The organism is Stagnihabitans lacustris, assembly GCF_025950525.1.
GTDB lineage: Bacteria > Pseudomonadota > Alphaproteobacteria > Rhodobacterales > Rhodobacteraceae > Stagnihabitans.
Genome location: NZ_JAPDGS010000006.1, coordinates 1 through 25,717, shown reverse-complemented (window position 1 = coordinate 25,717; position 25,717 = coordinate 1). Strand labels below are relative to the sequence as shown.

General features: G+C 67.1%; 22 protein-coding genes and 1 pseudogene. 13 read left to right on the top strand and 10 right to left on the bottom strand.

The features are described 5' to 3' along the window. The first annotated feature begins 70 nt into the window (after positions 1-70). Positions 71-2,203, top strand: coding sequence for a methyl-accepting chemotaxis protein (locus tag NX862_RS14215; protein ID WP_264494589.1), 2,133 nt, complete (start codon positions 71-73; stop codon positions 2,201-2,203). Between the two features lie 226 nt (positions 2,204-2,429). On the opposite strand, the gene NX862_RS14210 is transcribed toward NX862_RS14215, so the two are convergent. Further along, a complete protein-coding gene (locus NX862_RS14210; protein ID WP_264494588.1) occupies positions 2,430-4,304 on the bottom strand; it encodes a calcium-binding protein in 1,875 nt (624 codons plus the stop codon). 315 nt (positions 4,305-4,619) lie between these two features. Here NX862_RS14210 and NX862_RS14205 point away from each other — a divergent pair, with 315 nt between their 5' ends. Beyond that, entirely contained in the window at positions 4,620-5,465 is an 846-nt protein-coding gene (locus NX862_RS14205) for an FG-GAP-like repeat-containing protein (protein WP_264494587.1), read from the top strand. Further along, positions 5,462-7,840, top strand: coding sequence for a calcium-binding protein (locus NX862_RS14200; RefSeq protein ID WP_264494586.1), 2,379 nt, complete (start codon positions 5,462-5,464; stop codon positions 7,838-7,840). The genes NX862_RS14205 and NX862_RS14200 overlap by 4 nt, the downstream gene beginning before the upstream one ends. A 30-nt stretch (positions 7,841-7,870) precedes the next feature. Here NX862_RS14200 and NX862_RS14195 read toward each other — a convergent pair whose 3' ends face one another. Next, entirely contained in the window at positions 7,871-9,091 is a 1,221-nt protein-coding gene (locus NX862_RS14195; protein ID WP_264494585.1) for a serine hydrolase domain-containing protein, read from the bottom strand. Positions 9,092-9,426: 335 nt separating this feature from the next. Between NX862_RS14195 and NX862_RS14190 the strand changes: the two genes are divergently transcribed. From NX862_RS14190 to NX862_RS14170, 5 genes are all read left to right on the top strand, one after another. Then, on the top strand, positions 9,427-11,757 hold the full coding sequence (locus NX862_RS14190) for a hypothetical protein (protein WP_264494584.1): 2,331 nt from the start codon (positions 9,427-9,429) through the stop codon (positions 11,755-11,757). Positions 11,758-11,904: 147 nt separating this feature from the next. Then, positions 11,905-12,075, top strand: coding sequence for a hypothetical protein (locus NX862_RS14185; RefSeq protein ID WP_264494583.1), 171 nt, complete (start codon positions 11,905-11,907; stop codon positions 12,073-12,075). A gap of 192 nt (positions 12,076-12,267) precedes the next feature. Further along, positions 12,268-12,618 carry a hypothetical protein gene (locus tag NX862_RS14180; RefSeq protein ID WP_264494582.1) on the top strand — a complete coding sequence of 117 codons (351 nt, stop codon included), beginning with the start codon at positions 12,268-12,270 and terminating at the stop codon, positions 12,616-12,618. A gap of 38 nt (positions 12,619-12,656) precedes the next feature. Next, positions 12,657-12,992: a hypothetical protein gene (locus NX862_RS14175; RefSeq protein WP_264494581.1), complete on the top strand. Its 336-nt coding sequence runs from the start codon at positions 12,657-12,659 to the stop codon at positions 12,990-12,992. Positions 12,993-12,995: 3 nt separating this feature from the next. Beyond that, positions 12,996-13,268, top strand: a complete 273-nt coding sequence (locus NX862_RS14170; RefSeq protein WP_264494580.1) for a hypothetical protein — start codon at positions 12,996-12,998, stop codon at positions 13,266-13,268. A 383-nt stretch (positions 13,269-13,651) separates the two neighbouring features. On the opposite strand, the gene NX862_RS14165 is transcribed toward NX862_RS14170, so the two are convergent. Then, positions 13,652-14,734, bottom strand: coding sequence for an FAD-dependent oxidoreductase (locus NX862_RS14165; RefSeq protein ID WP_264494579.1), 1,083 nt, complete (start codon positions 14,732-14,734; stop codon positions 13,652-13,654). A gap of 85 nt (positions 14,735-14,819) precedes the next feature. Here NX862_RS14165 and NX862_RS14160 point away from each other — a divergent pair, with 85 nt between their 5' ends. The 5 genes and pseudogenes from NX862_RS14160 (at position 14,820) to NX862_RS14145 (ending at position 17,577) form a co-directional block, all read left to right on the top strand. Continuing rightward, positions 14,820-15,461, top strand: a complete 642-nt coding sequence (locus NX862_RS14160) for a TetR family transcriptional regulator (protein WP_264494578.1) — start codon at positions 14,820-14,822, stop codon at positions 15,459-15,461. 1,059 nt (positions 15,462-16,520) lie between these two features. Continuing rightward, complete coding sequence (locus tag NX862_RS14155) at positions 16,521-17,099, top strand: ATP-binding cassette domain-containing protein (RefSeq protein ID WP_264494577.1); 579 nt, start codon at positions 16,521-16,523, stop codon at positions 17,097-17,099. Further along, positions 17,099-17,227, top strand: a complete 129-nt coding sequence (locus NX862_RS14150) for a hypothetical protein (protein WP_264494576.1) — start codon at positions 17,099-17,101, stop codon at positions 17,225-17,227. The genes NX862_RS14155 and NX862_RS14150 overlap by 1 nt, the downstream gene beginning before the upstream one ends. Further along, positions 17,193-17,351, top strand: a pseudogene (locus NX862_RS19470) (hypothetical protein); the annotation flags it as partial. The gene NX862_RS14150 and the pseudogene NX862_RS19470, both read left to right, overlap by 35 nt. A gap of 97 nt (positions 17,352-17,448) precedes the next feature. Then, on the top strand, positions 17,449-17,577 hold the full coding sequence (locus NX862_RS14145) for a hypothetical protein (protein ID WP_264494575.1): 129 nt from the start codon (positions 17,449-17,451) through the stop codon (positions 17,575-17,577). A gap of 101 nt (positions 17,578-17,678) precedes the next feature. Here the strand turns inward: NX862_RS14145 and NX862_RS14140 are convergent, their stop codons facing one another. The 7 genes from NX862_RS14140 to NX862_RS14110 form a co-directional block, all read right to left on the bottom strand. Next, the gene (locus NX862_RS14140; protein ID WP_264494574.1) at positions 17,679-18,101 is read right to left on the bottom strand and encodes a glyoxalase superfamily protein; all 423 of its coding nucleotides are present in this window, start codon (positions 18,099-18,101) and stop codon (positions 17,679-17,681) included. Beyond that, positions 18,098-19,480, bottom strand: a complete 1,383-nt coding sequence (locus NX862_RS14135) for an MATE family efflux transporter (RefSeq protein WP_264494573.1) — start codon at positions 19,478-19,480, stop codon at positions 18,098-18,100. The genes NX862_RS14140 and NX862_RS14135 overlap by 4 nt, the downstream gene beginning before the upstream one ends. A gap of 485 nt (positions 19,481-19,965) precedes the next feature. Further along, a complete protein-coding gene (locus tag NX862_RS14130; RefSeq protein ID WP_264494572.1) occupies positions 19,966-20,877 on the bottom strand; it encodes an MBL fold metallo-hydrolase in 912 nt (303 codons plus the stop codon). 40 nt (positions 20,878-20,917) lie between these two features. Beyond that, positions 20,918-22,096, bottom strand: a complete 1,179-nt coding sequence (locus NX862_RS14125) for a PQQ-dependent sugar dehydrogenase (RefSeq protein ID WP_264494571.1) — start codon at positions 22,094-22,096, stop codon at positions 20,918-20,920. Between the two features lie 97 nt (positions 22,097-22,193). Continuing rightward, positions 22,194-23,378, bottom strand: coding sequence for a vWA domain-containing protein (locus NX862_RS14120; protein ID WP_264494570.1), 1,185 nt, complete (start codon positions 23,376-23,378; stop codon positions 22,194-22,196). Then, positions 23,375-24,478 (bottom strand): AAA family ATPase, encoded by a 1,104-nt coding sequence (locus tag NX862_RS14115; protein WP_264494569.1) that lies wholly within the window; start codon positions 24,476-24,478, stop codon positions 23,375-23,377. The genes NX862_RS14120 and NX862_RS14115 overlap by 4 nt, the downstream gene beginning before the upstream one ends. After that, on the bottom strand, positions 24,475-25,161 hold the full coding sequence (locus NX862_RS14110; protein WP_264494568.1) for a hypothetical protein: 687 nt from the start codon (positions 25,159-25,161) through the stop codon (positions 24,475-24,477). The genes NX862_RS14115 and NX862_RS14110 overlap by 4 nt, the downstream gene beginning before the upstream one ends. Positions 25,162-25,717: the final 556 nt, after the last annotated feature.

Below are 25,717 nucleotides of genomic sequence, written 5' to 3'. Positions count from 1 at the left end.
CTGGGCCGGAAGACGAACCGAAAGGTTGCCATCAAATCCCCCAAGGAGGATCAGTTTGCTTCATTTCAACATGCAAAACAAACTCATGCTTGGGGCTTTGGCCATCGCGCTGTCGCTTCCGCTGCTTTTTGCGGGCCTGGTCTATCCGCGCCTGCACCAGACCGCGTCGGACAAGGCACGCGACCTTGCCGTGGCCGAGACCGACAGCATCGCCCGCCTGGTATCCTATGAATTCTCAGAGTTTTTGGGTGTGACGCGGGCGGGCGGCGAGACGATCGCGACGCTGATCGGACAGCCCGGAATGACGCGCGCGGCGCTGCTGCAATGGCTTCATGACCAGGTCGCGGCCAATCCCAAGGCCACCGGCATGGCCATCGCCCTTGAGGCCGATGTGATGGAGGGGGCTGATTCGGGCTTTGTCGGCCAACCCGGCGCCGACCCCGCGGGGCGCTATGTGCCCTATGTCTACCGCGGCGCGGGCAACGCGCTGGAGATGATGGCGCTGGACATGGCCGCCCCCGATGTGGGGGTCTGGTATACGCCGGTGATGACCGCGAACCAATCCATCCTGACAGAGCCCTATGCCTTCGAAATTAATGGCAAACAGGTGCTTATGGTGACCTCCAGCGCCGTGATCCGCCGCGACGGCGCCGCGGTTGGCGTCGTGACCTATGACACCAGTCTGGCCGCCCTCAGCGACCGTCTGGGCCAGTTGTCGCCCCTGGATGGCGGTTCGGTGATGCTGATTTCCAGCGATGGAAAATGGGTGTCGCACCCCGATCACGCCTTGCAGGGCCAACCGGTCGATCCCGATATCCTGGCCGCGATTGCGGGCAATCCCAAGGGCAGCTTGGGCATCCTGCCCAGCGCCGGAAAGGAAGAGATCCAGTTCGTGTCGGGCCAGGTCGAAACCAACCTTCAAGGCGCTCCCTGGACGGTGCTGGTGTCCTTCCCGGCCGCTCTCGCCTTTGGCGAACTGCAAACGGCGCGCAATATCGCCTTTGGCATCGCCATCGTGGCCATCCTGGCAACCCTGGCCGTCTCGGCCCTCGCGGCGCGCAGCTTTGTGCGCCCGATCCGTCGCGTGACCGAAAGCCTGGAACGCATCGCGCGGACGGATACCGATTTCGTGGTGGTCGATCAGCACCGCAAGGACGAGATCGGAGAAATGGTGCGCGCCGTTGCGGTGTTGAAAGAGTTCATGGCTGAAAGGTCACGCCTGCAAGAGGCGACCGCCGCGGCCAAGGCCGATCAGGACGCCGTGGTCCGCACGATCGAGGGCGCGATCCAGCGTTTGGCTGCGGGCGACATGACCCAGGCCATCGAAACCGCCGAGGGGCGGCCTTTCCCCGAGGATTACCGCATCCTGAAAGAGGCTTACAACACGGCCCTGACGCGGTTGAACGGCGCCTTGCATGGCCTGGGCGAGGTGGCCATGACCGTGCGGCAAGATGCTGAATCGATTTCGGAACTGGCGGGCAACCTGGCCCGGCGAACCGAAACCCAGGCAGCGACCCTGGCGGAATCGGCGCAGTCGCTGTCGGGCATCAGCGCGAGCCTTGGCGAAACCGCCGACCGCACCCAGGCGGCCGATACCGCCAGCCGCGCCAACCGCGATCTGGCCCAGGGCGGCGTGAATGTCGTCGAAGAGGCCGTCATTGCGGTCAGCGGCATCGAAAGCAGCAGCCAAAAGATGAGCCAGATCATCGGCGCGATCGAGGATATTGCCTTCCAGACCAACCTTCTGGCGCTGAATGCCGGGATCGAGGCCGCCCGCGCGGGCGAGGCGGGGCGCGGCTTCTCCATCGTGGCCTCTGAAGTGCGGGGCCTGGCGCAAAGGGTCGCGACCGCCGCGGGCGAGGTGCGCAGCCTGATCAACGAAAGCAACACGCAAGTCGAGGCCGGAAGCGGTCGCGTCCGCCAGACCGGGGCCAGCCTCGGCCAGATCTTCGAACGTGCGCGCGAGGTGTCCGAACTGCTCAGCTCGATTTCCGCCTCGGCGAATGAACAGGTGCGCGGCCTGACCGAGATCAGCAGCGGCGTTCAGGCGCTGGACAATGTGACCCAGCAAAACGCCGCCGTGGCCGAAGAGGCGACCGCCGTCGCCATGTCGCTGCGCGAAAGGTCGAACGAACTCTTGTCGACGATCAAGACCTTCCGCCTGACGAAATCCGCCGCCGTGCCCTATCGCCTGGCCTCTTGATTGGGCCAAGCGCGCGGGGTCCCGGGTCAGGCAGGCCCGGTCTTGGGCATGGCCATCTTGCGCCGGGGGGATGTCCGCCAAGCTGTGGGTTCTGCGGCCGGAACATCCGCAACAGGGTGGTTCGGGCGGCCGGCGGCGGTTCCATTCGGGCGCCGGGACGCAAGGTCTTGGCCTGTGACTTTGACCGGGGCAAGCCGGATGGCCTGCCCCGGTCAATGTCTTGATATCACATCCAGATATCACCCGCACGCAGCGACGTCACCCCTTCCAGCAGGATCGTCAGATCGGCCACCCCGTCCGCCGTCCGGTCGATCTCCAGCCGCAGGCCCTCGGTCGTCACGGTTTGCATCAGACCCACCGCGCCCAGGCTGCGTAGGTCGATCATGTCCAGGCCCGAGGCGAAATCGGCCACAAGGTCCATGCCGTCGCTGCCGGTAAAGAGGAAGACATCCGCCCCCTCTCCGCCCGCAAGGCTGTCATTGCCCGCGCCGCCCAACACCGTATCCGCGCCACGCCCGCCCATCAGGCTGTCGGCCCCCGCACCGCCGACCAGGAAATCGGACCGCTTGCCGCCCATCACCCAGTCGTCGCCTTGCCCGGCGTTGACATAGATCGAACCGCCCGTCGTGGTCTCGTCGATCCGGTCGGCCCCCAGCGTGCCCAGCTGCACCAAGGCGAATTGGTCGCCGCGCTGCGCCCCCGACACCAGGTCGCGGACATCGAACGTCACCCCGACCGAGGCGACAAGCCGGATGCCCTCGTCGTCAAGCCGTGACACCGGGCCCGTGACGGCGCCGGCCGCGTCCTCTTGCGCCAGACGCAGCGCAAGGCCGCCATCCTGCCCCGCCAGCGTTCCGCCATCCTGCGCCCGACCGTTTCCAACCTCGGAGGATGTGAAGCTGACCCGCACCTGACCGCCCACCGAGGCCGAAATGCGTGCGATATCAGCGCCATCGCCCAAGTCGAAACGGTCTGCCCCGGCGTCCAGCGACAAGAACAGCGTGTCGTTGCCAGCCCCACCCAGGCCCAGATCGTCGCCCAGGCCGCCGTCGATCACGTCATCGCCCAGCCCGCCGACCAGGAAATCCGCCCCCGCCCCGGTGCGGATCGTGTCATTGCCCGCCCCGGCGTTCACGTAAAGCTGCGCCGTGCTGGCGGTTTCCAGAAAGCGGTCGCCCGCCTCGGTGCCCAGGATCACCCCAGTGAACTGATCGCCCCGCGCCGCGCCCGACACCAGGTCGCGCACATCGAACGTCACCCCGGCCGAGGCCATGAAGCGGATGCCCTCGTCGTCAAAGCGCCCCGCCGTGGCCATCGGCATGCCCGCCGCGTCCTCTTGCGCCAGGCGCAGGGCCAGACCGCCGTCCTGCCCCGCCAGCGTGCCGCCATCCATCGCGCGGCCGTTGCCGACCTCGGCCGAGGTGAAGGACAGCCGCACTTGCGTCCCCGCCGCGGCCGTCACCATGACCGTATCACGCCCGGCGCCCAGGTCGACGCTGTCCATCCCGTCGGTCAGCGGCGCAAAGGTGAACAGGTCGGCGCCGTCGCCGCCCAGCACCATGTCATTGCCCGCACCGCCGATGAAACTGTCCTCGCCCCGACCGCCGTAAAGCGTGTCATGGCCCGCGCCTCCGACCAGAAAGTCATTGGCCTTGCCGCCCGTCACCACATCATCGCCACGCCCGGCATTGACATAGACCGGCTTGAAGGCGCCAGCAAAATCAAGGACATCGCCCATGTCCGTGCCCAGTTGCACCGTCTGGAACAGCGACCCGCGCGCCGCCCCGGACACCAGGTCGCGCACGTCAAAGGTGATGCCGCCGCGGGCCTCAAAGCGGATGCCCTCGTCGTCCAGCCGCGTGATCGGACCGGTCAGGGCGCCGGTCGCATCCTCGGCCTGCAGCCGCAGCGCCAGGCCGCCGTCCTGCCCCGCCAAAAGCCCGGCGTCCAGGCTGTTGCCATTGCCGACCTCGGCCGAGGTGAAGGACAGCCGCACCTGTCCGCCCTTGGGCCCATGGACGATAGCGCGGTCATCGCCGGCGCCAAGGTCGCGCATCACCGGCGCCTGATCGAAGGGAAAAAGGTGAATGAGGTCGGTCATCTGGGTTCTCCATGGGGTTCGCACCACATGAGGACGAGGCGGGGCCGCGAAAAGTTTCACCCAAGGGCAAGAAATTTGCGATGGCGCAAGATTTTCGTAACCAGTCGGGCGCGCCCCGGCCCGGGGCAAGGGTCCCCCAAAGACATCGAGCGCCAAGCCTCTGCCCATCCGCAGGGCAGCGGCGCACCCCCAAGGCCGCCGCAGCAACCATGGCCCCAGAATTCCTGAACAAAAGGTTAATTTCAATTGCCACCCCGCAGCCACCCCCGCATGGTCGCGCCAAGCTCAAGTGCCCGTTCCCAAAAGGATATTCCCATGACCGCGCCGACCTCGTCGATCTATTCCGTCTTGCGGACCCTTGCCGAAAACAGCCTGACCGCCGAGGGCAGCCCGCTTTTCGCCACCGCCCCGGTGTTTCGCGATGCCGAAAGCGATTTCGGCGGCGGCAGCTTTCACGTCTCGGGGCTTTTGGCCGAGGACCGGATCTTCATCCGCAACGCGGGCACAGCCGCAGGCCAGATCAGCGCGCAGGGCAACGAGGTCAGCTTTGGCGGCACGGTCTTTGGGACGGTTTACGGCGGCACGGGAACGCCCTTCATGGTGCGGTTCAATCCAGATGCCGGGACCGAGGCGGTCAATGCCCTGGCGCAGAACCTGCTTTACACCAACACCTCGGACGCCCCGGCCACCATCCGGACGCTGCACGTCAACCTGGTGGATGCATCGGGGGCGGATCTGGGGTTGCGCAGCGCCAGCCAGCCCGTGTTCAACGAGTATTCCCGCGCGGCAAACCCGCTGGAAAACGTGACCATGGACAATGACGGCGCCGTCCTGATGTCGACCAACTTTGTCGATCTGGATGGCGACGGCGACAAGGACCTTGTGAACACCTATGCCACCGGACACTTCGTCGTCTGGCGCAATGGGGCCGAGGGCAGTCCGGGCAAATTCACCCGCGTTGAGGATACAGACTCGCCCTTCTTTGGACGCAGCTTTCCGGTCAACGCGGCGGCGGCCTTTGCCGATGTCGATGGGGATGGCGATGACGACATGATCGTCACGGGCGATACGACCAGGGGCAATATTGGCGCAACGGCGGTGAGGGCACGGCGGGGGCCTTCAACCTGCAGCCCGTTTCAAGGAACCCCTTTGCCGCGGTGACGACCTCGGCTATGGACCGGCCAAGCCTTGGGGATATCGACCAGGATGGCGACCTGGACCTTTTGCTGGGAAGCGTGAGTGAAACCGGTTTCAGGCTGTGGCTGAATGGCACGGATGCGACCTCGGGCGCCTATGCCCTGGCGTCGCTGCCCTTTACGAATATGCCCGTCGCCAACACCAAGGCCACCTTTGTCGATGTGGATGCCGATGGCGATCTGGATATCCTGACCTCGTCGCGGACTTATGGCACCAACTATGAACGCAATGGCACTGTGGGCACGGCCGGAAGCTTTGCGCGGCAGACCGGGGCGAACAATCCGTTGAATGGGCACGCGGACGGCGCCATGTCGTTTGCCGATCTTGACCTGGATGGCGATGTCGACTCGATCAGCGTCAGTTACCTGAACAACGCCCTGATCGTCAGCGAAAACGTGTCCCCGCGCGGGATCACGATGTCCCTGCGGGTGACGGCGCAAAACGACCTGCCCAGTGCGACGGGCCTGCCGGCGCGGCTGTCAGTGACCGAAGATTTGGGCTCTGCGCTGGACCTGTCCGCCGTGACGCTGGCCGATCCGGATACGACGGCCCCCCTGACCGTGACCCTGTCGGTCAGCGCCGGGCGGCTGGAGACCCCGGGCGGCACCGGGGTTCTGGTCACGGGCGGCGGCACCGGGGTTCTGACCCTGACCGGGACCATGGCGGCCATCGACCTGTTGCTGAACACTGCGGGCGTGTTGACCTATACCAGCGCGCCCAATGACACTGCCCCCGTGACCCTGACCTTTGCGGCCGATGACGGCACGGGCCCAACAAGCCTGGGACAGGTCATGCTTGACATCACCGCGGTCAATGACCTGCCGCAGGGCATCTTGCCGCAATCGGTGTTTGCGACCGAGGATCTGATCTCGGATCTGACCCTTTCGGGGCTTAGCCTGAGCGATCCCGATGCCGCTGCGGGGCTAAGCCTGACCTTGTCGGTGGCCGCGGGCCAGTTGCAGGCGCTTGGCGGGGCGGGGGTCACGGTTGCGGGCTTTGGCAGCGCGGTCCTGACCCTGACCGGCGGCGAGGCGGCCTTGAACGCCTGGCTGCTTCAGCCCGGCGCGGTGTCCTATCTTGGGCTGGCCGAGGCGAATGGCCATGTGGCGATGACCGTGACGGCGGATGATGGCACGGGGGCCTTGATCCTGGGCCAGGTCGATATCGTCGTGGCGCCGGTCGATGATGCGCCGGTGATCCTGGGCCTGCCCGCCTTTGTCAGCGCAACCGAGGATCGCGCAGTGGCGCTGGACCTTTCGGCGCTGACCGTCAGTGATCTGGACAGCGTCGGAGCCATCGCGGTCGTGGTCAGCGCCAGCGCGGGCAGCCTTGTCGGCCTGGATGGGGCGGGCGTGGTGGTGACGGGGTCGGGCAGTGCGGCGCTGACCCTGATCGGGACGGCGGCCGATATCGACGCCTGGCTGAACGCGCCAGGGGCCGTGACCTATGCCGGGGCCGCCAATGCCTTTGGCACGGCGGTCCTGACCCTGACGACCCAGGATGACACAAGCCAGCGCACCGCGGGCACGATCACCGTCAAGATCGCCGAAGTGGCCGACACGCAGATCGGCGGCGCCCTTGCCGATGTGCTGATGGGCGACGATGGGCGGGATATCTTGCTGGGCGGGGCGGGCAATGACACGCTGATCGCCGGGGCGGGCGCCGATGTGCTGGAAGGCGGGCTGGGCAACGACGTCCTGACCGGAGGCGCCGGGGCCGATGTGCTGAACGGCGGCGCGGGTCTGGACATGGTGCGCTGTACCGGGTCGCTCAGTGGCGTGACGGTGGACCTGAACGCCGATGGCGCGGGGGTGCAGCGCGCCTCGGGCGGGGATGCGCAAGGCGATGTGCTGACCGGGATCGAGAAAGTCACCGGCAGTGGTCAGGCCGATGTGCTGATCGGCAATGCCGCGGCCAATACGCTGAACGGCGGGTCGGGCGCCGATGTCCTGATGGGCAACGCCGGCAAGGATGCGCTGAACGGCGGTCAGGGTGCCGATGTGCTGATCGGCGGCAGCGGGGCGGATCAGTTCATCTTTGCTTCGGCGCTTGGGGGTCTGAACATCGACCAGATCGTTGATTTCAATGCCAGCGAGGGCGACTATCTGCGGCTGAACGACGCCAACTTTGCCGGGCTTGCGTTGGGGGTTCTGGCCGCGGACAGCTTCGTCGTGAACCTGACCGGCCTGGCCGAAGAGGCGCTGGACCGCGTCATCTATGACAGCGCCACGGGCAGGCTGTCCTTCGATGTCGATGGGGTGGGCGGGGTCGATGCCGTGGTCTTTGCCCAGCTGCAAAGCGGCTTGGCCCTAGAGGCGGCAAGCTTCGTGATCTCGTGACGCGCGGGGCTCCCCCCGTGCGGGGGCGCCTTAGATCAGCGCCTGATAGGTCAGCGCCCGCAGCTCTCGCCGCAGGGGATGCGCGCTGGAGGGCAAAAGCTGCGTCATCAGGATCACCGACAGATCCTCGACCGGATCGACCCAAAACGCGGTCGAAGCCGCGCCGCCCCAGGCGAATTCCCCCGCCGTGCCCAGGATCTTGGCCCGCGCGGGGTCCAGCATGACCGAGACGCCAAGGCCAAAGCCGATGCCCTCGAAGGTCGTTTCCGAAAAATGCGGCTGGCCGCGGCCGGCCAGGTCGCAGGCCACCCCATTGCGATGCATGTGGTTGGCGACCATCAGGTCAAAGGTCTTGCGGCCCAGAACCCCCCGCCCCCGCGCCAGCAACAGGTCGACAAACCGCTGATAGTCGCCCAGCGTCGACACAAGCCCGCCCCCGCCGCTGTGGAACGTGACCGGGGCGAAGGGCGCCGCCTGCTGGGCCGCGCGCAGAAAACCGCCCGGCGCCACCTGATACAGCGCCGCCAACCGCCCCGCCTGATCGGGGCGCAGCTGAAACCCGGTCTCGGTCATGCCCAAAGGCGTCAACAGCCGGTCCGCCATGACAAGGTCCAGGCTTTGACCGGTCAGCACCTCGACCAGGTGGCCCAGCACATCGGTCGCCACCCCATAGCGCCACCGCGCGCCCGGCTGATCGGCCAGGGGCAGCGCCGTCAGCCGCGTGATCGCCTGGGCGGCCGTGTCGCCATGCACATCCAGGGTCAGGCCTGCGTCGATATAGGCGCGCTCCAGCGCATCACCCGCGGGATTGCCATAGGGCAAACCGGCCTGATGGGTGAACAGGTCATGGATCGTCACAGGCCGGTTCAGCGGCTCTGTCGCGTCCAGGTCATGCCCCGGCCCCTTCCAGACCCGCATGTCGGCAAAACCCGGCAGGAAATCGGCCAGCGGCTGATCCAGCCGAAAGGCGCCCTCTTCATACAAGGTCAGGGCCAGGATCGAGGTCAGCGGCTTGGTCATCGAATAGATGCGCCAAACCGTATCGTGGGTGACGGGCAAACCGGCCTCGGCATCGCGCAGGCCATGGCGCGCGGAAAAAACCACCTGCCCCCGCCGTGTCATCTGCACCGCGAGGCCCGGAAGCCTGTGCCCCTGCGCCGCCATCCAGGCCCGGATGCGGCCCAGCCGGTCGGGGTCGACGCCCAGGTGGCGCAAATCTTGGGGGGAAAGCGGTTCGGGCCGGTCCTGCATCGACGCCTCCTGTGCACGCGCCAGCCTCCGCGCTGCGCCAAGCGGTGTCAAGCGGCCACCAGAGCGCACCATGGGCGCGCGTCTTGGGGCGCATGACAATCAGGCTGCCCAACCTGGCCGCGGGGACCAAAGCGCCCCCGGTTGGGCCAAGGACGGATGACGTTGCCCGCCGGGCAAAGGCCGCCCCGCCGCGGCCCATGGCCTTGTGGAAAACGTTGGACCAGCCGCGACGGCGTGCATCTCTGCGCCATTGCCTTCGATGCCGCGGGCGAAAGCCTGATGCGGGGGCGCGGCGCCATCGCCCGCTTTTTGCAAAGCGACCTCTGGGGGGCAAAATGACGGTGCGGCGGCTGTGCGGCTATGACCTGAACGGCTGGAGCGACCGGGCCGCCCGAAGCTGGACCCTTGGCGCGGATGGGGACGTGGTTGAAGAACCGCATCTGACCGGCCGCGTCCTGCGCTCGGGCGTGGTGCGGATGGCCACGGGCAAGGGGATGCGCTGGATCGGCGGCGCCCAGGCCAGCCTTGCGCCGCACGGCAGGGGCGGCGGCTGGGGCGAGGTCGGAAGGCCGGACCGCCGCCGCCTGACGCTGGACATCCTGCGCGACGCGGCGGCCGACAGCGCCCAACTGGCCGCCGCCCTCTCGGGCCTTGCGGAAAGGCCCGGGACCTCGGTCCTGGCCATCGCCGAAGGGCCCGAGACCTCGGAACGCCTGCAAGAACGTCTGGTCGAGGCCATGGGCAAGGCACGCCTCGGCCGCGGGCTTTTGGTCTGGCGCTCGGTGCTGGCGGTGCTGGCGCAAGACGGCCTGAAGGACGGGATGAAGGTCGGGGTGATCGGCCATGTCTCGGCGGGCTTCACGCTGCAAAGCCTGCGCTTGCGGCAAGTGGTCACCGCCCGGGGGCCGGTTCTGGCGCCAGAGCGGCGGCGGGCGGCGGATTTAGTCATCAGCGGGCTTGGCTATGACGGGCTGATCCTTGCGGCCGAACGGGCCACCAGGGTCCCGCCCGACCTGCGCGAGGATTGGACCGTTGCATCCCGTGCCCTGGCGGAAACGGCCTTGACCGGCACGGCCGCCCCCGAGCTTTACCGCAACGCGCGGGGGCAGTTTCTGCACCTGACCCCGCCCGGGCATCTGCCCCTTCCCGCCGCCCCGCCCGAGGGGGTCATGGCGCTTGCCGATTGCGACCTGATCCTTTTCGAGACGCTGACCGAAGGCCGGTTGCGCCAGGACCTTGTCACGGCTCTGGCCGAGACTTTGCCCTGTCCTCTGGTGGCCTGCCCGCCCGAAACCGTGGCCCAAGGCGCCCTGGTCGCGGCCAAGCGTCTGGCCCAGGGCCTGCCCGTCTATTTCGACTTTCTGCCGCAGATCTCGACCATCGTTCTGGGCGCGGAGGGGGCGCAGAGCTACGACCTGATCGAGGCCTCGGCCACCTTGCCGGCCGGTCAGATCTATCGCTCGGCCAAACCCGCCCATTTCGCGATCCAGGCGGGTCAGGCCAGCGTTTCGGTCCATATCCGCAAAGAGCTGGCGGATTGGCCGCGCAAGGCGCGGATCGAACTGGGCGCGGCCCTGCCCAAGGCGACCCCGGTAGAGCTGCGGGTTGAACAGGCTCCGGCTTCTGGCCGCGCCAGGCTGATCGTCGAGGCCCCCAGCCTGGCGCGGCACTTCACGCTGGATTGGGACGCGGCCGAGGAAATCCGGCGCCCCTGGGACGCGCTGATCACCGAGCTGGACGCAGGCGAAGCCACGATCCCCGCCCGCCTGGTCCTGCCCTGCGGGATTCTGGCCTGGGAGGGGTCGACGGGGACGGACGGATTGGCGGCAGCGCTGGAGGCAAACCGGGGGCTTGCCGCGCCCGATTGGGTGACTTTGGCCGAACGGGTCAAAGCGCGGCCCCAAAAGCTTCACACCATATCAAGCGATGGCGATTTGCCCCCAGAAGTGCCCTCCCATCTGGTCAACCTCCTTGGTGATCTGAACGCTCGGGCGCTGGAGGCGGTGACCGCTCAGGCCCGCGGAGCGCCGACCCCCAACAATGCCGCCCTTATCTTTCTGACCTGGCAATTCCGCAACGCGCCGACAGAGCTTTCCCATTGCCTGCTGGAGGCCATGGAGGCGCGGTCAAAGACATCCTTTCGGCCGGAACTGGTCCAGTTGGACTCTGGTGTTCCAGGGCTTTGGCCGCTCTTGCCGCAACCCGGACCTGGAACGAAAGGCCATGTCTCTGATCCTTGCAAAACCTGTGAAGGATTGGGCCTATCAACAGGAAACGGCGGCCCTGGCATTCCTTTTGTCGCGGTCGGACAGCGCGCCCCGACATCTGAGCGGCAGCGAGGTCGAGCGGATTGCCGATCGCGTGGTGATGGAATTCAAGGACCAACGCGGCGGACCCTATACCAAGTTCAACTATGCCCCCCTGCTGTTGGGCGGCTTGCTGCGCTGGCGGCTGAAACTGCGCAACAGCCTGGTCCTTGGGGAAGACAGCGTGGCAGACCGGCTGAAGGACGCAATAGACGCGACGCTTGGCGATCTGGAACACCGGGCCGAGCGGGTCCCGTTGTTCCAACCGACGGCAAGGCGCTATATCGACGTGTTGCGGAATTTGACGATGGAGCTGGAGGGCCGGGGCAGCAACCCCGACATCCTGCGGACAATCTATGATGTTTCCAAACCGAAAGACGGCGATGGCGATTGAAACGCCCGCCAGGCGGTTGCGAAGGTTTCTGGCCACATTCGAAACCCGCGGGGCCATTCCCCTTGCCTTTGCCGCGTCGGGGAATCAATGTGTGGGCGAATTGGCGTTCGCAGATGCCGATTGATCTTGCAGAATTGGACGCCCGGCTGAAGGTCATTGACTGGCGGGACCGGGAATTGGCGGCCATCACCCGGCAGCTGGAGGCGGCCTTTCCCACGCTGCTGCTGCAAATCCAGGTTCATGTGGCGGGCATGTCGGCCCTGCAAATCACCCGCGCAAGCTGACCGATGACCTTTTGGGGCTCTGGGCGGCCGCACCAGGGGCAAGGTCGGCCAGCACCTGACCCAGCGCATCGAGGCCCTGGCCCGCGCGGCGGTCTTTGGCACCGGCCTCGCCCCCGAGGCCCCCTGCCTCTTGACCACCCTGCAAGCCACTGTCCTGAAATCCGGAGAAACCCGCCTGGCCGAGGTCGCCTGATGCCCTTTCTTTATGATCCGCCGGCCCATGTGCTGGCGCAACTTGCGATGAACCAGGCCTCGATCTTTGGCGCCATCATCAAGGACAATGCGACGGGGCAGATCATCGCCCAGATGCAGCCCTCGATGGGTCTGACCCAGGTCCTGAGCCGGCTGACGGGAATGGCAAGCTCGGGGTTCAGCCCGCTGGCGGCGGCGTCCCTGGTGCAGAACGAACAGATCAAGCAGGGCATCGCCCAGCTGCAAAACGGCATGATCCTGATGCAGAACCTGCACTATGGCGCCCTGGCCCTGTCCGGCCTGGGGCTTGGGATCTCGGTTGCGGGTTTGCCGCGACCCTGGCGCGGCTGAAGGCGATCGAGCGGCGGATCGACCTTCTTGCCGGTGCCATGACCCAGGTCACGCGCGACCGCCGGGATGACGACATCAAGATCACCCTGGCCGAGATCAGCGGCGACCTTTTGAGTCTTGAGACCCTGACCGATCGAAGCGACCCGCGCCGCTTCGCGGAACACTTGCAAGCGAACCTGACCCGGTCGACCCGCAAGCTTGAGACCCATTTCCGCCGCGAGGCCACGGCCCCGAACCTGACGCTGGCGCAGCTTGACCTGTTGTGGACACTGGCCGGGGCCATGCGACTTTGCCAAGAGGCCGCCTTGCAGGCGCTGTTCATGGCGGATGAATTGCAGGCCGCGGAACGGCTTGGCGCCACCGAGACCGCGTAACACTTGGCCCTTCTGGAAGAGATCAGCCCCGATCTTTTGTCGCGGCGCATTGCGGCGGGCGCGGCCGAGCCCGAGGCCGCGCAGGGCCTGTGTTTGCGATCCCTTGATCAGGCCCGCAGTCTGACCCATGGGCTGAAGGGCAGCGTCCTCGCCCTGGCCGGGCAATCCAGCCTGGCCCATAGCCTGCGTCAGGACGGGATGACCGGGCGCGACTATCTGGCCCGGGTGCGCGCAGCCCGCGGCGATGACCTCTTGTGCTTTGTGCCCGGCGGCTGAGCCCGGACATAAAGCATGTCGGCTGTGACGCTGAGATCGACGGATCTTGCGACTGGAGGGCGTGCGAACCGCGGTCCATGGCCTGTCACGTCAAGGCAGCCTGCGTCGGAAGAACAGTCGCCCGGGCGGTTTGCCGGTCCTGCTCCGTCCAAAGGATCGGCCGCCTCCCCAAGCGGACCCCGGTCAACGTCACCCCAAACCGCGCCTTTGGCCAGAGGGCTTGACGTGGTGACGGCCGCCCCTCTCGACTGCCTTGCCCAGCGCTGCGAGATCATCGGAACCGGCATGACGCCCGGGCGCCGCCCGGAACGGGATCACGAGCAAGCCCTTCTTTCCGGTGCAGCGGCCAGGTCCTTGCCGCAGCGCCCCAAAGGGGACCGCGCCTAGCCCAGCATGTCCAAAAGACCCTGCGGCGCCTTGGGGTCCTCGAATATCCGCTGAAAGGTTTCCAGCGCCTCGGCCCCTGCACTGGCGGACCTTGCGAACATCGCGGCCTCAAAGGTGCGGACGGCGGCGTCAAGGTCATCCGGTCGGGCCGCGATGGCAAGCGCCAGTTCGGCACCGTCCAGCATGGCGATATTGGCGCCCTCTCCATCTGGCGGCACAAGGTGGGCCGCATCGCCGATCAGGGTCAGGCCGGGCTGATGCGTCCAGGTGTGGCCGATGGGCAGGGCATGGATCGGCCGCAACACGGGATCGCCGTTGGTGATCAGCGCCCGCAGTTCGGGCGCCCAATCGGCGAATTCCGCCGCCACCAGGGCGCGCAGATCCTTGGTCTGGAAGAAGTCAATCGGCCGGGTCAGCGCGATATAGCTGTGCAAGACGCCCCCGGGCTCGCGGTGGACGACCAGGCCCCTGCCCGGCTGCAAAGCATAGGTCGAGCCTTGGCCCAGCAGGGCCGAGGTCTCGGGGTGAAGGGCGGCCTCCACAAAGGTCTCGACCATGGTGGTGCCGATATAGGCGGGCTTGTGGTCGGACAGCAGCGCGCGGACCTTGGACCAGGCGCCATCCGCGCCGATCACCAACCGAGCCTGCACCTCGGCGCCGTGGGTGAAGGTCAGCCTGGGGCCGCCCTCGCCCGGTGTCACCTTGGCCAGCTTGTGGCCCCATTGCACGCAACCCGCGGGAAGACCCTCCAGCAGGATGCGGCGCAGCGCGCCGCGCGGCACTTCGGGGCGGTGGCTGGAGCCGTCATCGGCCTCGTCCAGCAAGACCCAGCCCTGGGGGTCGATGATGCGCGTGGCCTGACCGCCCGGATGGATGATCGACACAAAGGCGTCATAGGCCCCGGCGGCCTTCAAGGCGGCCTGGCCGTTGGCTTCGTGGATGTCCAGCATCCCGCCCTGGGTGCGGGCCTGGGGCGAGGCATCGGCCTCATAGACGGTGGCGGCAATGCCGTTCCGATGCAGGACGCGGGCCAGCACAAGGCCGCCAAGGCCCGCGCCGATGATTGCGATGGTGTTCATGGGAAACCTCTGCGACAAGGGTGGAACGTCGTTCCATTGCCGCTATATGGAACGCCGTTCCACACGAGTCAAGCGGGGGAAGTCGATGCCGGACGATATCAAGGTAAACCGCCGGGCCGGGGGCCTGTCGCGCGGCCAGATCATCGCGGCGGCGATCGAGGTGCTGGACGAGACGGGCGAAGAGGGCCTGACCTTCCGCGTTCTGGCCTCGCGTTTGGCGACGGGTCCGGGGACGCTGTATTGGCACATCGCCAACAAGGAGGACCTTTTGGCCGAGGCCGCCGATGTGATGGTCCGCGCCTTGCCCGCGCCGATGGGGGCGCCGGCCGAGGCGATTCCCCAGATCGCGCTGTGGGTCTATGACCTGTTGGACGCGCATCCTTGGCTGGGCGGCCCCTTGACGCGGACCCCGCCGCCCTTGGCGCTGTTGCGGCTCTACGAGGCATTGGGCCGCCAGCTTCAGGCGCTGCAGGTGGCGCCGGACCGGCAGTTCACCGGGGCGACCCTGCTGGGCAGTTATATCCTGTCCGAAAGCCGCCAGAACGCCGCCAACCGCGCCATTGGCCAGGACCGCACGACCTTTCTGGATGAGGTGGCCGCCAGCTGGCAGGCGCTGGACGCCACCGACTTCGCCTTTATCCGCAGCCTCTCGGCCCGGCTGTCCAGCCATGACGACCGCGCCGAATTCCTGGGCGGCATCGCGTTGATCCTGAACGGCCTGCGCTAGCCAAAGGTCGCAAGGACCGACTTGGGGGGATGGCCGGTCCTCCCATGATGGGCGGGCGCTGCCTCTTCGGCCCTGGCGCCCGGGGAAAGCTTTGCAAGACGGGCGGGCGCCCCCCACGGAATAGAGGTCGCAACGCCCATGCTGGCAGGGCCAGTCTTGTCCGCGCAAGTCTTGCCCGGGGCAGGACTGGAGGGGCAAGACTGGAAGGGCGCCGTTCAAGCCTCCTCGCCTCAAGACCCGGTGGCACCTGCTGCCAGTGCTGGCGCTGTGTCTCGGCGTTCAGCGCTGGTTCGTCTCGTCCTTCATCGGTTCGGCCATCAAGGGATGAACATGACCAAGGCCATCCTTCCACGTCAGATCGCCATGACCCTGACCCCATCGACACGCCTGCATCTGTGACTGAAACCGCTGAAGGCCGAGGCCAGCTTGCCGCTTGGCTCCCAAGTCCTGGCCCATGCGACCGCGCCCGGCCTCACCCTTTTCGACCTTGCCCCGGGGGATCGAGGCCAAGGCAAACCTGACCTGGAACCCGACAGAGGCTGACGGGATGCTTTATGCTTTTGACGGGGCACCGGGCATCACGGGTCTGCACCTGGCCCGGGCAGCGCGGCACGACCTGGCGCAGGGCATCCGCTTTCGCCCGCTCATGGGCTGGATGAACGACCCCAAGGGCTTTGCCGGGCCGGGGGGCCGATCACCTGTTCTATCCGCATCATCCCCATGCGCTGCGCTGGTCCGACATGCATTGAGGCCATGCGACCTCGACCGACCTGATCCATTGGACCCATCAGCCGATCCTGTTGATCCCCAGCCAGCCGACCGCAGACGCCCCCTTGGGCGCGGCCTTCTGCGGGTCGTTTTCACCGACGATGACGCCAGCCGCCCGAGTTCCAGCGGACCGCCCTGGTCCCGGATGGCGTCACCGCGGCGCCTGCGACGATCCTGCCCGATCTGCCGCGGGGCCCGGGCCTCTGGAGCGATGTCCGCGACCCCCATGTGGTCCCCGGCCCGGATGGGGGCCTGCAGAGGGTCATTGGCACAAGGGACAAGGCGGGCGGCGTGATCTTGCACCACACGACCGATGCGGCGGATGGCGCCTCGGGGCGGACCTTTGCCAGCCTCCTGCACCGCGAAGCCGACCACAGAACCACCCTGGCCGAATGTCCCTGCCTCGCCATCTGCCGCAATCCCGGGGTCTTCCTTTTTGACGCGCCCCTGTCGAACCCGGATGCCTTTTTGCGGGTGGCGCCCCGGCTGGAGATCGCGCGGCTGAAACAGTCGGTGATCCATGTCACCCATGACCAGGCCATGACGCTGGTCAATCGGATCGGGGTGCTGGCGGGCGGGCGCGTGGCCCGGGTCGGCACGCCGATGACGCTGTATCACCATCCCGCCGACGTCTTTGTCGCGCGGTTCATCGGCGCTCTGGCGAAGCACCTTTGCCCTGCCGCAGCGCGCCGGGCGGCGCTGCGGCAGGCCTGGGAACCCGCACCAGAGGGCGATTTGCGCCTTGGCATCCGCCCCAAACACCTGTCCATCACGGCCGCCCCCCCCTCTTGCAGGCCCGCATCCCGGTGGCCGAAGAGCTGGGCGAAGACACCCAGGCCCATGTCGAGACCCCGTCCGCCCCCAAGCTGATGATCGTGAAACGGCCTGGCGAGACCTCGGGTCTTCCGGGCCAAAGCCTGCGCTTTGCCGCCCATCCGGCGCGGCTGCATCTTTTCGGCCCGGATGGGCGCGCCCTGCCCCGCCTGCGCGGCATTTGACCCGTGCCAAAGGTCGGGCTTTGGGGGCAACGATCCATTGGCGACGCAAAAGCAGGTGGCACAGGCGGCGGGGACCTCGGTGAAGACCGTGTCGCGGGCGATGAACAAGGACCCGCTGGTGGCCGAAACCACCCGCTGCGCATCCAAAAAGAGATCGACCGCCGGGGGCTATTCAGCGTGGCGGCGCGCAAGAGGCCGCCTGGCACCATGGCAAGCCGTTGATGCTGTTCAAGGTCCAGGATCAGGACACCCAGACGCCGCAGGTCTATCTGGCGGCGGCCGGGGCGGGCTTGCGCATCGGCCATGACCTGGCCGAGAGGAGCTTTGACAACGAAGAGCCTTTCTGCTGACTGTTGCGGCCCGGTCTTTCGACCATGGCCCTGCCCTATTTCGACATGGGCCGCGCGGCTTTCGAAGCTGCGATGGCGGGTCAAGAGGCCCCCGCGCCGGCCTACCTGCTGTCCCGCTGGACGATCAATTGTGGCGCGCCATCCGAGGTCTTGCGATGGGAACGGCCGGTTTCGTCGATGACAGACCGGACCTGACTGCGCAGGTTCGAAAAGCTCTCGAACCGGACCACATCGACCGGCTGATCGAAGCGGATCTCGATCAGCCGGTGGGTCAAGGGGCCCGACAGGCCGATGATCCGGCCCGCGAAAGCCTGACCCAGGTAGAGCCCCCGCACCCTGTCACCAAGGCCCAATTCGGGCGGCGCATTGCGCAGCGCCAATCTGGCGTGCAACGTGTTCCAGTCCCGGGCGCCGTGCTGGCGGGCCACAAGTTCCAGCGCCTGGGCATGGCTGATGGCGTGGCCCTGGGCCTCGAGGGCGGCGCGCAGGGCCTTTGCCTGCGCCTTGGCCTCGTCGATGGTCATGCCGCTTCCTCCGTGCCGGGCGCCGTCGCGCCGCGCAGGATGGCGCGCCCGATCGTCACCGCAATCAGCAGGACCACCGCATCCGCCATGGGAAAGGCCAGCCATATCCCCGCCACCCCGAACCGGGCGGAAAGTCCAAGGATAAGAAGGGGCATCAGCACCCATGGCTTCACCAGGGTCAGTGCGGCCGTCCAACCAGGCTGACCAAGCGCCTGCAGATACATGGCCAGCACAAGGATCGGACCGGCAAAGACGTAAAGCGCCAGCATGGGCCGCAGGATTGCGACGATCGCCAGGGTCACGTGCGGATCGCTGGTGAACCAGCGGCTGACCACCTGTCCGGCAAAAAGCCCGGTCAACGCCACCGCTCCACACCACAGCAAGGCCGCCGTCATCGACAGCCGCAGGGCCGCGACGGCACGCACGCCCTGCCCGGCTCCGACATTCTGGCCCGCGATGGCTTGCAAGGCCAAGGCAATCGCCAACTGCGGCAGGAAGGCCAGGCTCAAAAGCCGCGTGACCGCGCCATAGGCCGCGATCGACGTGTCATAGGCGGCAGCGTGCTGCCGCAGCGCCAGCATCGCCATGCTGGCGACCAGGGCGATGCCCAGGAAGCTCAGACACAGGGGCAGGCCCAGGGTGACGATCGGCCGCCATTGCGCAAACCAGCTCTCTTGCCGCAGGGTGCCCAGCGGAAGGAGTCCCGGCCCTCGGGCTCGCAGGGCAAGGGCCAGCGCAAGGCCAAGGACCTGCGCCGCGACGGTTCCCAAGGCGGAGCCGGCAATCCCAAGGCCAAGGATGACGATCCCCAGCCAGTTCGCGCCGATGTTGAACAGGTTCACCAGAACGGACAGCGCAGCCATCGCGCCGGCCCGGCCCTCGACGCGCAGGGCGTCAGCGTGCAGTCCAAGCAAGAGCTGGACCGGCACAGCCCAGATCAGGATGGACAGATAGGCCCCGGTCGTCTGGGCCAGCGGCACATTTCCGGCCGCCATCCGCATCAGCAGCGCCTGACCGAACAGCGCCCACAGCCCCACCAGAAGGGCCGCGATCCCCACCACCAACCCATGCGCCCCGGCAAAGACCCGTGCCGCCGCGACGCGATCCCCAGCCCCCAGAGATCGCGCCAGCAGGCTTGACATGCCGCCCCCCGCCAGTGTCGTCAGCGCAGAGATCAGCATGACCACCGGAAAGGCAAGACTGACCGCCGCAAGCGCCTCGGCCCCGATGAACCGCCCGACGAAGACGCCGTCGACCACGTTCAGAAGACCTCCCATCGACATGACCAGGGCCATGGGAAGGGTATTCGACAAAAACAACCGCCCGATGGGGGCGGTCAGAAAGGGATTGTCCTGTGGGACAGCGCGCCGGACCGACATCGCTTACTCCTCTGATGAGGCATTTCGATCTGGATGGGAGCCTGCATTGTCCACCACGCGAAATGCGTCGAGGGTAAGATATCGTCGCGATCCGGGCTTCACCGTGACTTGTGTCCGCAGGCGGCAGGTGCCCGGCACCTTGCACGGGCCGTAGCGCAGCGGGGCAGACGAGTCAAGGGAACCGGGCCGCGGGTTCCGCATTGTCGCTTGGTGTTCCGGCGTCGCTTGGTGTTCCGGCGTCGCCTGGTGTTCCGGCACGCAAGGCCTCCGCAAGACCGGCCCGCCCGGCAGGCGCCAAGTCTGCGCCCGCCCTCACGAGACTGCCAGATCTTTCGCCTGTCGGCGTTGAGAACGCCTTTTGAAAAACGCCGGGATCGGTTGACCGCCTTGGCCCAGATGCATTTCCGGCGGGTGCAGCGCCGGAAATGCACCCGGGCCAAGACCGGCAGCGGCTTTGGCCGGGCTGCTGCCGCCCTGTCTTGGTGTCAGCCCATAATCAGCTGGTAAGACATGGGGATATGGGCAAAGCCCTCGCCGCGGGTCTCGACATAGCCCAGCGCCGGAAAGGGCAGGTGATAGGCGACGAAAGCCGTCTTGTCGGCCGCCAACTGCCCCAGAATCCGCCGCCGCGTGGTGGCTGCGGCCGTCTTGTCCATGTCGAACTTCACCTCCCAATCCGGCCGCGCAAGGGACCAGACCGCGTGGTTCGTCATGTCAGCCGTCAACATCAACCTCTGGCCCGCGCTTTCGATGTGATAGGCGAAATGGCCCGGTGTATGGCCGTAAGCCTCGACCGAAGTGATGCCGGATACCACATCCTGCCCGGCATCCAGAAAGGTGAACTTGTCATTCAGGGGCTTGATCAGCTTGTCGAAACCCTCGTTTGCCGCGCCCGACCAGTGGTTGTGCTCGATGGCGCCGGTCACATAGCGCGCCTTGGCGAAGGTCACGCCCGCCGCGCCCGCGATGCCGCCGATATGGTCGCCATGCATATGGGTCAGGACCACGACGTCGACCTGATCGGCCGTATAGCCCGCCGAGGTCAGGGCGGCCAAAAGCCCCTCGGGGTTCAGGCCGGTGTCAAAGAGGACCAGTTCCTTGCCGGTGTTCACCAGGGTGGGGGTAAAGAAATTCTGGCTGCGGTCGGCGGGGATCAGGTTCTCGGCCGACAAAGCCGCAAATTCCTCGGGCGTGGCGTTCAGGCCGAAGGTCTCTTGCGGCTTGTCGCGGGTGCCGGTGCCCGCCAGCAGGGGTGTCACCTCGAACGCCCCCAGTGTGAAGCGGTAATGCAGCGGCGTCGAGGCGCCCAGCATCGGCGCCTGAGCCTGGGCGAGAAAGGGCGTAAGGCTCGCGGCCGCGCCAGAGGCCAGAACCATGCGGCGGGTCAGTCGGGTCATCTTGCTCTCCTGTCAGGGTTTGGGGGTCAGTCTTGCGGGGTCAGTCTTGCGGGGTCAGTCTAATCAAGGCGCCGTTGTCTTCGTCGGTCAGGATCATCACGGCGCCGTCGCGGGAAACGGCCACATCGCGGATGCGCGCCATGCCTTGCAGGTAACGTGCTTCACCGGTGATGGCCTGGCCCTGCAGCGTCTGGCCCTCCAACGTCAGGCGCACAAGCGCCTGGCCGGCCAGGGCCCCCACCAGCAAGCTGCCCTGCCAATCGGGGAAAAGCGCCCCGTCATAAAAGACCAGCCCCGAGGGCGCTATGACAGGGTCCCAGTAGTAAAGCGGCTGCTCCATCCCCGGGGCCCGGGTTTGGCCCTGGCCAATGGCTGCGCCGGAATATTCCAGCCCATAGGTGATGATGGGCCAACCGTAATTGCGCCCAGCCTGGGGCCGGTTCAGCTCGTCGCCGCCCAGCGGCCCGTGTTCGATCGTGTAAAGCTGGCCATCCGGGCCAAAGCCCGCTGCCTGCACGTTGCGATGGCCGATGGACCAGACCTCGGGCGCCCAGCCCGGCAGGGCGGGATTGCCCGGCGCAGGCCCGCCCATCGGGTTCAGCCGGATGACCTTGCCCAGGTGGCTGGCGGGGTCCTGCGCCTGAACCCGCGCGCGGCGGTCCGAACGTTCTCCGGTCGTCAGGATCAGCGCGCCATCGGGGGCAAAGGCCAGCCGCCCGCCGTAATGCGCATCCGAGGCCCAACCGGGCTGCTGCGCAAAGATCACCTGCACATCCTGCACCCGTGTCTCGTCGGCGGACAGGACCCCGGTGGCAACCGCGGTGCCGTTCAAGGCCCCGCGCGGTTCGGCATAAGACCACCAGATCCGGCGGGTCTGGGCGAAGTCGGGGGCGATGGCCACGTCAAGAAGCCCGCCTTGCCCCTCGGCATGCACCGGCGGCAGGCCCTGGATCGGGGCTGACACCGCATCGCCCACAATCCGCATCCGCCCCGGGCGTTCGGTGACAAGCCAACGGCCATCGGGCAGTTCCTCCATGCCCCAGGGATGCTCCAGCCCCTGGGCCAGCGGCGTGACGGTCAGGGCGACATCGGGCAAGACAGGCGCCCGGGTCTGCCCGGCAAAGGCCGCAACATAGGGCGCATTCGCAGGCTCGGTATTCCAGTCCTGCGCCAGGGCAGGCAGGGGGAAAAGCCCGACAAGGGCTGCGACAAACCGCATCGGGAAACTCCGCTTGGTTGGCGTTAACCTAGAGCAGTGGTCCAATCCGGCACATGACGATGCCGTGATATCAGGCGAGGTCCGGGACGGCTGTGTGTCACGTCAGCCGCAAAAGGCGCCCATAGGACGGGGCGGGCATCTCATGGGGGACGGCCCAAAGGACCGGGAACCGCGGCGCGGGTGGCAGGGGCGCATCCAGATCGGTCAGGACCACAAGGATCGAGGGGCCAAGGGCGCCGGCCTTCTGGAACAGGTCGTTGAAATCGGTGCCGCCGCCTTGGCGCAGGGGCAGGTCCCACCCCGCAGGTCCAAGCTTGCCCTGCGCGAAGACCGCTTCGTCAAAGGCCAGAAGATGCGCCTCTGCCCCGGTCCGGCGCACAATCGCTTCGGCCTCGGTCGCAAAAAGCCGCAGCGTCTGGGCGTCGATCGACGAGGAGGTATCAAGGCCCACCACGATCCGCGGCCTGTTGTCCATCCTTTGGCGCCCGGGCTCGAAGACCGGGACGGCGCCGTCTTGGGCTGCGGCCATGCGGGCAATCCACGAACCCGAGGGCCGCCGCCAACTGACGCGCGGGTTTTCGGTCAGGGCGCGGGCCAGGATGCCGCGCAAAAGGATCTCCCAGGGGGTGCTTTCGGGGGCAAGATCGGCCAGGATCGCGCCAAGCCGGCCGATGCCGGACCCCGCCTTGCGCCCGGCCTCAAAGGCGCGCAGCACATGGTTGCGCCAGTCCGCGGTGGATTGGCCCTTGCCCTCGTCTTGGGGCGCGCCGGTGGACAGGTCGACCTGAAAGCCCCGTGTCTTGCCCCAATCCCGCAGCCGCTCGGCCTGCTTGGGGTCGCGGTGCAAAGCCATGGCCAGACGCTCGACATCCCAGGCCTCAAGCGCGGCGATGGGGGTTTGGTCGGGCAGCCCTGCTTGCGCCAGAAGGTCGGTCAAAAGCACGGCGGGGCGCGGGATGGCATGGCCTGCCAGCACAAGCGTCTGGTTCAGGATGCCATCGGCGGCCAGACCGAACAACGCCGCGTCAAAGCCATCGCCCAGCCTTTCGGTCAGCGCGGCCTGACGGGCGGAATGACGCAGGGCCACATGCAGCACGTGATGGGCGACAAGGCCCACTTGTTCCGGCAGCCCCAGGCGGTCGAAGGCGGGGCCATAGGTGATCGTGTCGCCCGCCGTCCGCGTGACCCCCATGTCGTCGCGGTGGCGGCACCACAGCGCCAGAACCGCCAGGGTCGCATCGACCTCTGCCAGATGGGCCAAGGCGCGGGCGGCGCGGGTCATGGCAGGCCAGCGGCCCGCCGCTGGCCTGCGTAATCGGCATAGGCTGCGGATTGGGCAAAGACCTCTTGCCAGCCCTTGTCCAGTGCCCGCGTGATCAGGAGTTCGAAGCCAAAGCTGGCCAGTTCACTCAAGGGCAGGCCTTGAAAGGCCGGAGCTTTCAGGCCCCGCAGATCGGCCAGCATCTCGATGGCGGCGGGCAGGGTCCGTTCCGTCACGGCTCCGGCAAGGCCGCAGACCAGCGCGGTCAGGCCGTGCAAACTGCCGGGATAAAGCGCGGCGCGGTCAGGCCTTGGCAGGGCCAGCATCTCGTCGATCCGCACCGTCGCCGCGATGTCATCCGCCATCAGCGCGAATTCCGCCGCCGCAGCCAGCCCGACCGTGCCCGAGATCATGACCTGCCGCAGGGCGCGGTCCGGCACGCTGGACATGATCTGGCTGACGCGGGTCCAACTGCGCGGGGTGCAGGCGATCATCTGACCGCGGCGAAGGCTGGCTTCTGTCGTCTCCAGCAGGTCGGGGCGGGTGCGGATAAAGGCCGTCACTGTGGGATGGATGCCCGCGGGTACGGCGTAATTCTTGACCCAGTCGTCGGGATTGGCCTGCACGATCATATGGATCAGCCGGTCACTCAGCGCGGTGCCCATATCATAGGCGATGGCGCCATCCTCGACCTGATTGCCCGCCGCCACGATCATCACATGGGCCGGCAGACGGTGGCGGCCCACGCGGCGCTCTTGCAACAGCCCATAGACCGTGGGTTGCAGCGCGGGGGCGGCGGCGGTCAGCTCGTCCAGGAACAGGATCGCCGGGGCGTCAGTGTCCGGCAGATCCTCGGGGCGATACCAGATCGTCTTGGCGCGGGCATGGTCGAAATAGGGCAGGCCGCGCAGGTCCTGCGGCTCGATCGTGGTCAGGCGCAGGTCGTATAGCTCGGCCCCGATCCGGTTGGCGAGCGTCTGCACCAGTTCGGTCTTGCCGACCCCGGGGCGACCATGCAGCATCCAGGACACTGTCATCCCCCCCGATTGCTGCGCGTCCCAGCCCGCCTGCAGCACCCGCAGCGCCTCGCCTGCCGAAACGGTGGTGGCGTTGACGCTCATGCGCTTGCCTCGCGCTTGTCCAGAAAGGCCGCCAACCGCGATTGGGCCGAGACCGCCCGGGCCTCTTGCGCGATGTCGCGGATATAGATGTCGTCGCGCTGGTTCGTCACCAGAAGGTCCCTTTCGGTGAAATCGTGATCGAACAGCGTGCTTAGGACGGCGCGGTCCTGCGCGTCCAACGCCAACAGATGCGGTTCAGGCTGGTCGCTTTGCACCGAAACAAGCGTCAGGGGAGGAAGCCGGGCCAAGGGCGATTGTTCGACGACAAGGCGCAACTGCCCCTCGGTCACGTCATGCAGGGCCGCGATCCGGCGCAGGCAGGCCCGGGCGCGAAACGACAGCAGATCCAGACGCCGGGCGGCCTCGTCCTCGGTGATCGCGCGGGCGCGCACCGCCTTTGACCGCCGCAGCACCCGAAGTTCGACAAGGCCGATCAACAAAAGCATCAGCGCGGGGGCCTCCATGACCGGCAAGGCCAGGTCGCGTGAGGCAAAGGGGATGACCACAAAGGGCGTCAGGGTCAGCAGATAGCGCAGAAGCTGGATTTCCACGACCAGCCGCAGCCATTGGCCCGGGGTGGCCCCCCGTGGCAGCACCAGCACACGGCCGAAGAATTTCTTCGGCAGGCTGCGGGTTTCCAGGACCGCGGGGTTCAGGACGGTGGTCTGTGTGACGATCAGCATGGCTTCTCCCCCTTGTCAGATAGTGCCCTGCGGCCCGGCGGCAACCGGGGGGCGAAGTTGGCGAAATGGCCCCGGGTGCATGACAGCCAGCCGTGACAGGGCCGCACATGGAAAGAGGGGCGGGCGATATCGGCCGACAGGCGAAAAGGAGGGCAGGACCTGTCCGCCCTTGGTCCCGAAGCCAGCGCGCCTGTCGGGCGGACAGGACCCTGTGGGAAGGGGGGCCATAGGCTGCGCAGAGGCTGCCGCGAAACCCGGCCTGTGTCGCCCGCGGGCTCAGTCCCGGCCCCAGTCCAGACAGCGTGCTGTGGCGAGACAATCGGGTCGCTGTGGTTGCCCTCCCGCCCGGCCTGCAGCAGGATCGGGCGCAGTTGTGGATGGCCCGTCAAGTCCTGCTCCGTCAGATGCCGCGCTCTGCGCGACAGGATCGGAGCCGCGCCTAGCGGCATGACGCAATGGTAATCCCCCCCATTCTTAACGGGGCTGGATAAGTAGAATTTTCTCGCCAAGATGAACGAGGAGATTCCGAATGAAGACAAGCAGATACACTGAGGCG

What these genes read in the sequence shown, in the direction of transcription:
- NX862_RS14215 (WP_264494589.1), top strand. Translation starts at nt 71, where the DNA reads ATGCAAAACAAACTCATGCTTGGGGCTTTGGCCATCGCGCTGTCGCTT.
- NX862_RS14210 (WP_264494588.1), bottom strand. Translation starts at nt 4,304, where the DNA reads ATGACCGACCTCATTCACCTTTTTCCCTTCGATCAGGCGCCGGTGATG.
- NX862_RS14205 (WP_264494587.1), top strand. Translation starts at nt 4,620, where the DNA reads ATGACCGCGCCGACCTCGTCGATCTATTCCGTCTTGCGGACCCTTGCC.
- NX862_RS14195 (WP_264494585.1), bottom strand. Translation starts at nt 9,091, where the DNA reads ATGCAGGACCGGCCCGAACCGCTTTCCCCCCAAGATTTGCGCCACCTG.
- NX862_RS14190 (WP_264494584.1), top strand. Translation starts at nt 9,427, where the DNA reads ATGACGGTGCGGCGGCTGTGCGGCTATGACCTGAACGGCTGGAGCGAC.
- NX862_RS14185 (WP_264494583.1), top strand. Translation starts at nt 11,905, where the DNA reads ATGCCGATTGATCTTGCAGAATTGGACGCCCGGCTGAAGGTCATTGAC.
- NX862_RS14180 (WP_264494582.1), top strand. Translation starts at nt 12,268, where the DNA reads ATGCCCTTTCTTTATGATCCGCCGGCCCATGTGCTGGCGCAACTTGCG.
- NX862_RS14175 (WP_264494581.1), top strand. Translation starts at nt 12,657, where the DNA reads ATGACCCAGGTCACGCGCGACCGCCGGGATGACGACATCAAGATCACC.
- NX862_RS14165 (WP_264494579.1), bottom strand. Translation starts at nt 14,734, where the DNA reads ATGAACACCATCGCAATCATCGGCGCGGGCCTTGGCGGCCTTGTGCTG.
- NX862_RS14160 (WP_264494578.1), top strand. Translation starts at nt 14,820, where the DNA reads ATGCCGGACGATATCAAGGTAAACCGCCGGGCCGGGGGCCTGTCGCGC.
- NX862_RS14150 (WP_264494576.1), top strand. Translation starts at nt 17,099, where the DNA reads ATGATCGTGAAACGGCCTGGCGAGACCTCGGGTCTTCCGGGCCAAAGC.
- NX862_RS14145 (WP_264494575.1), top strand. Translation starts at nt 17,449, where the DNA reads ATGCTGTTCAAGGTCCAGGATCAGGACACCCAGACGCCGCAGGTCTAT.
- NX862_RS14140 (WP_264494574.1), bottom strand. Translation starts at nt 18,101, where the DNA reads ATGACCATCGACGAGGCCAAGGCGCAGGCAAAGGCCCTGCGCGCCGCC.
- NX862_RS14135 (WP_264494573.1), bottom strand. Translation starts at nt 19,480, where the DNA reads ATGTCGGTCCGGCGCGCTGTCCCACAGGACAATCCCTTTCTGACCGCC.
- NX862_RS14130 (WP_264494572.1), bottom strand. Translation starts at nt 20,877, where the DNA reads ATGACCCGACTGACCCGCCGCATGGTTCTGGCCTCTGGCGCGGCCGCG.
- NX862_RS14125 (WP_264494571.1), bottom strand. Translation starts at nt 22,096, where the DNA reads ATGCGGTTTGTCGCAGCCCTTGTCGGGCTTTTCCCCCTGCCTGCCCTG.
- NX862_RS14120 (WP_264494570.1), bottom strand. Translation starts at nt 23,378, where the DNA reads ATGACCCGCGCCGCCCGCGCCTTGGCCCATCTGGCAGAGGTCGATGCG.
- NX862_RS14115 (WP_264494569.1), bottom strand. Translation starts at nt 24,478, where the DNA reads ATGAGCGTCAACGCCACCACCGTTTCGGCAGGCGAGGCGCTGCGGGTG.
- NX862_RS14110 (WP_264494568.1), bottom strand. Translation starts at nt 25,161, where the DNA reads ATGCTGATCGTCACACAGACCACCGTCCTGAACCCCGCGGTCCTGGAA.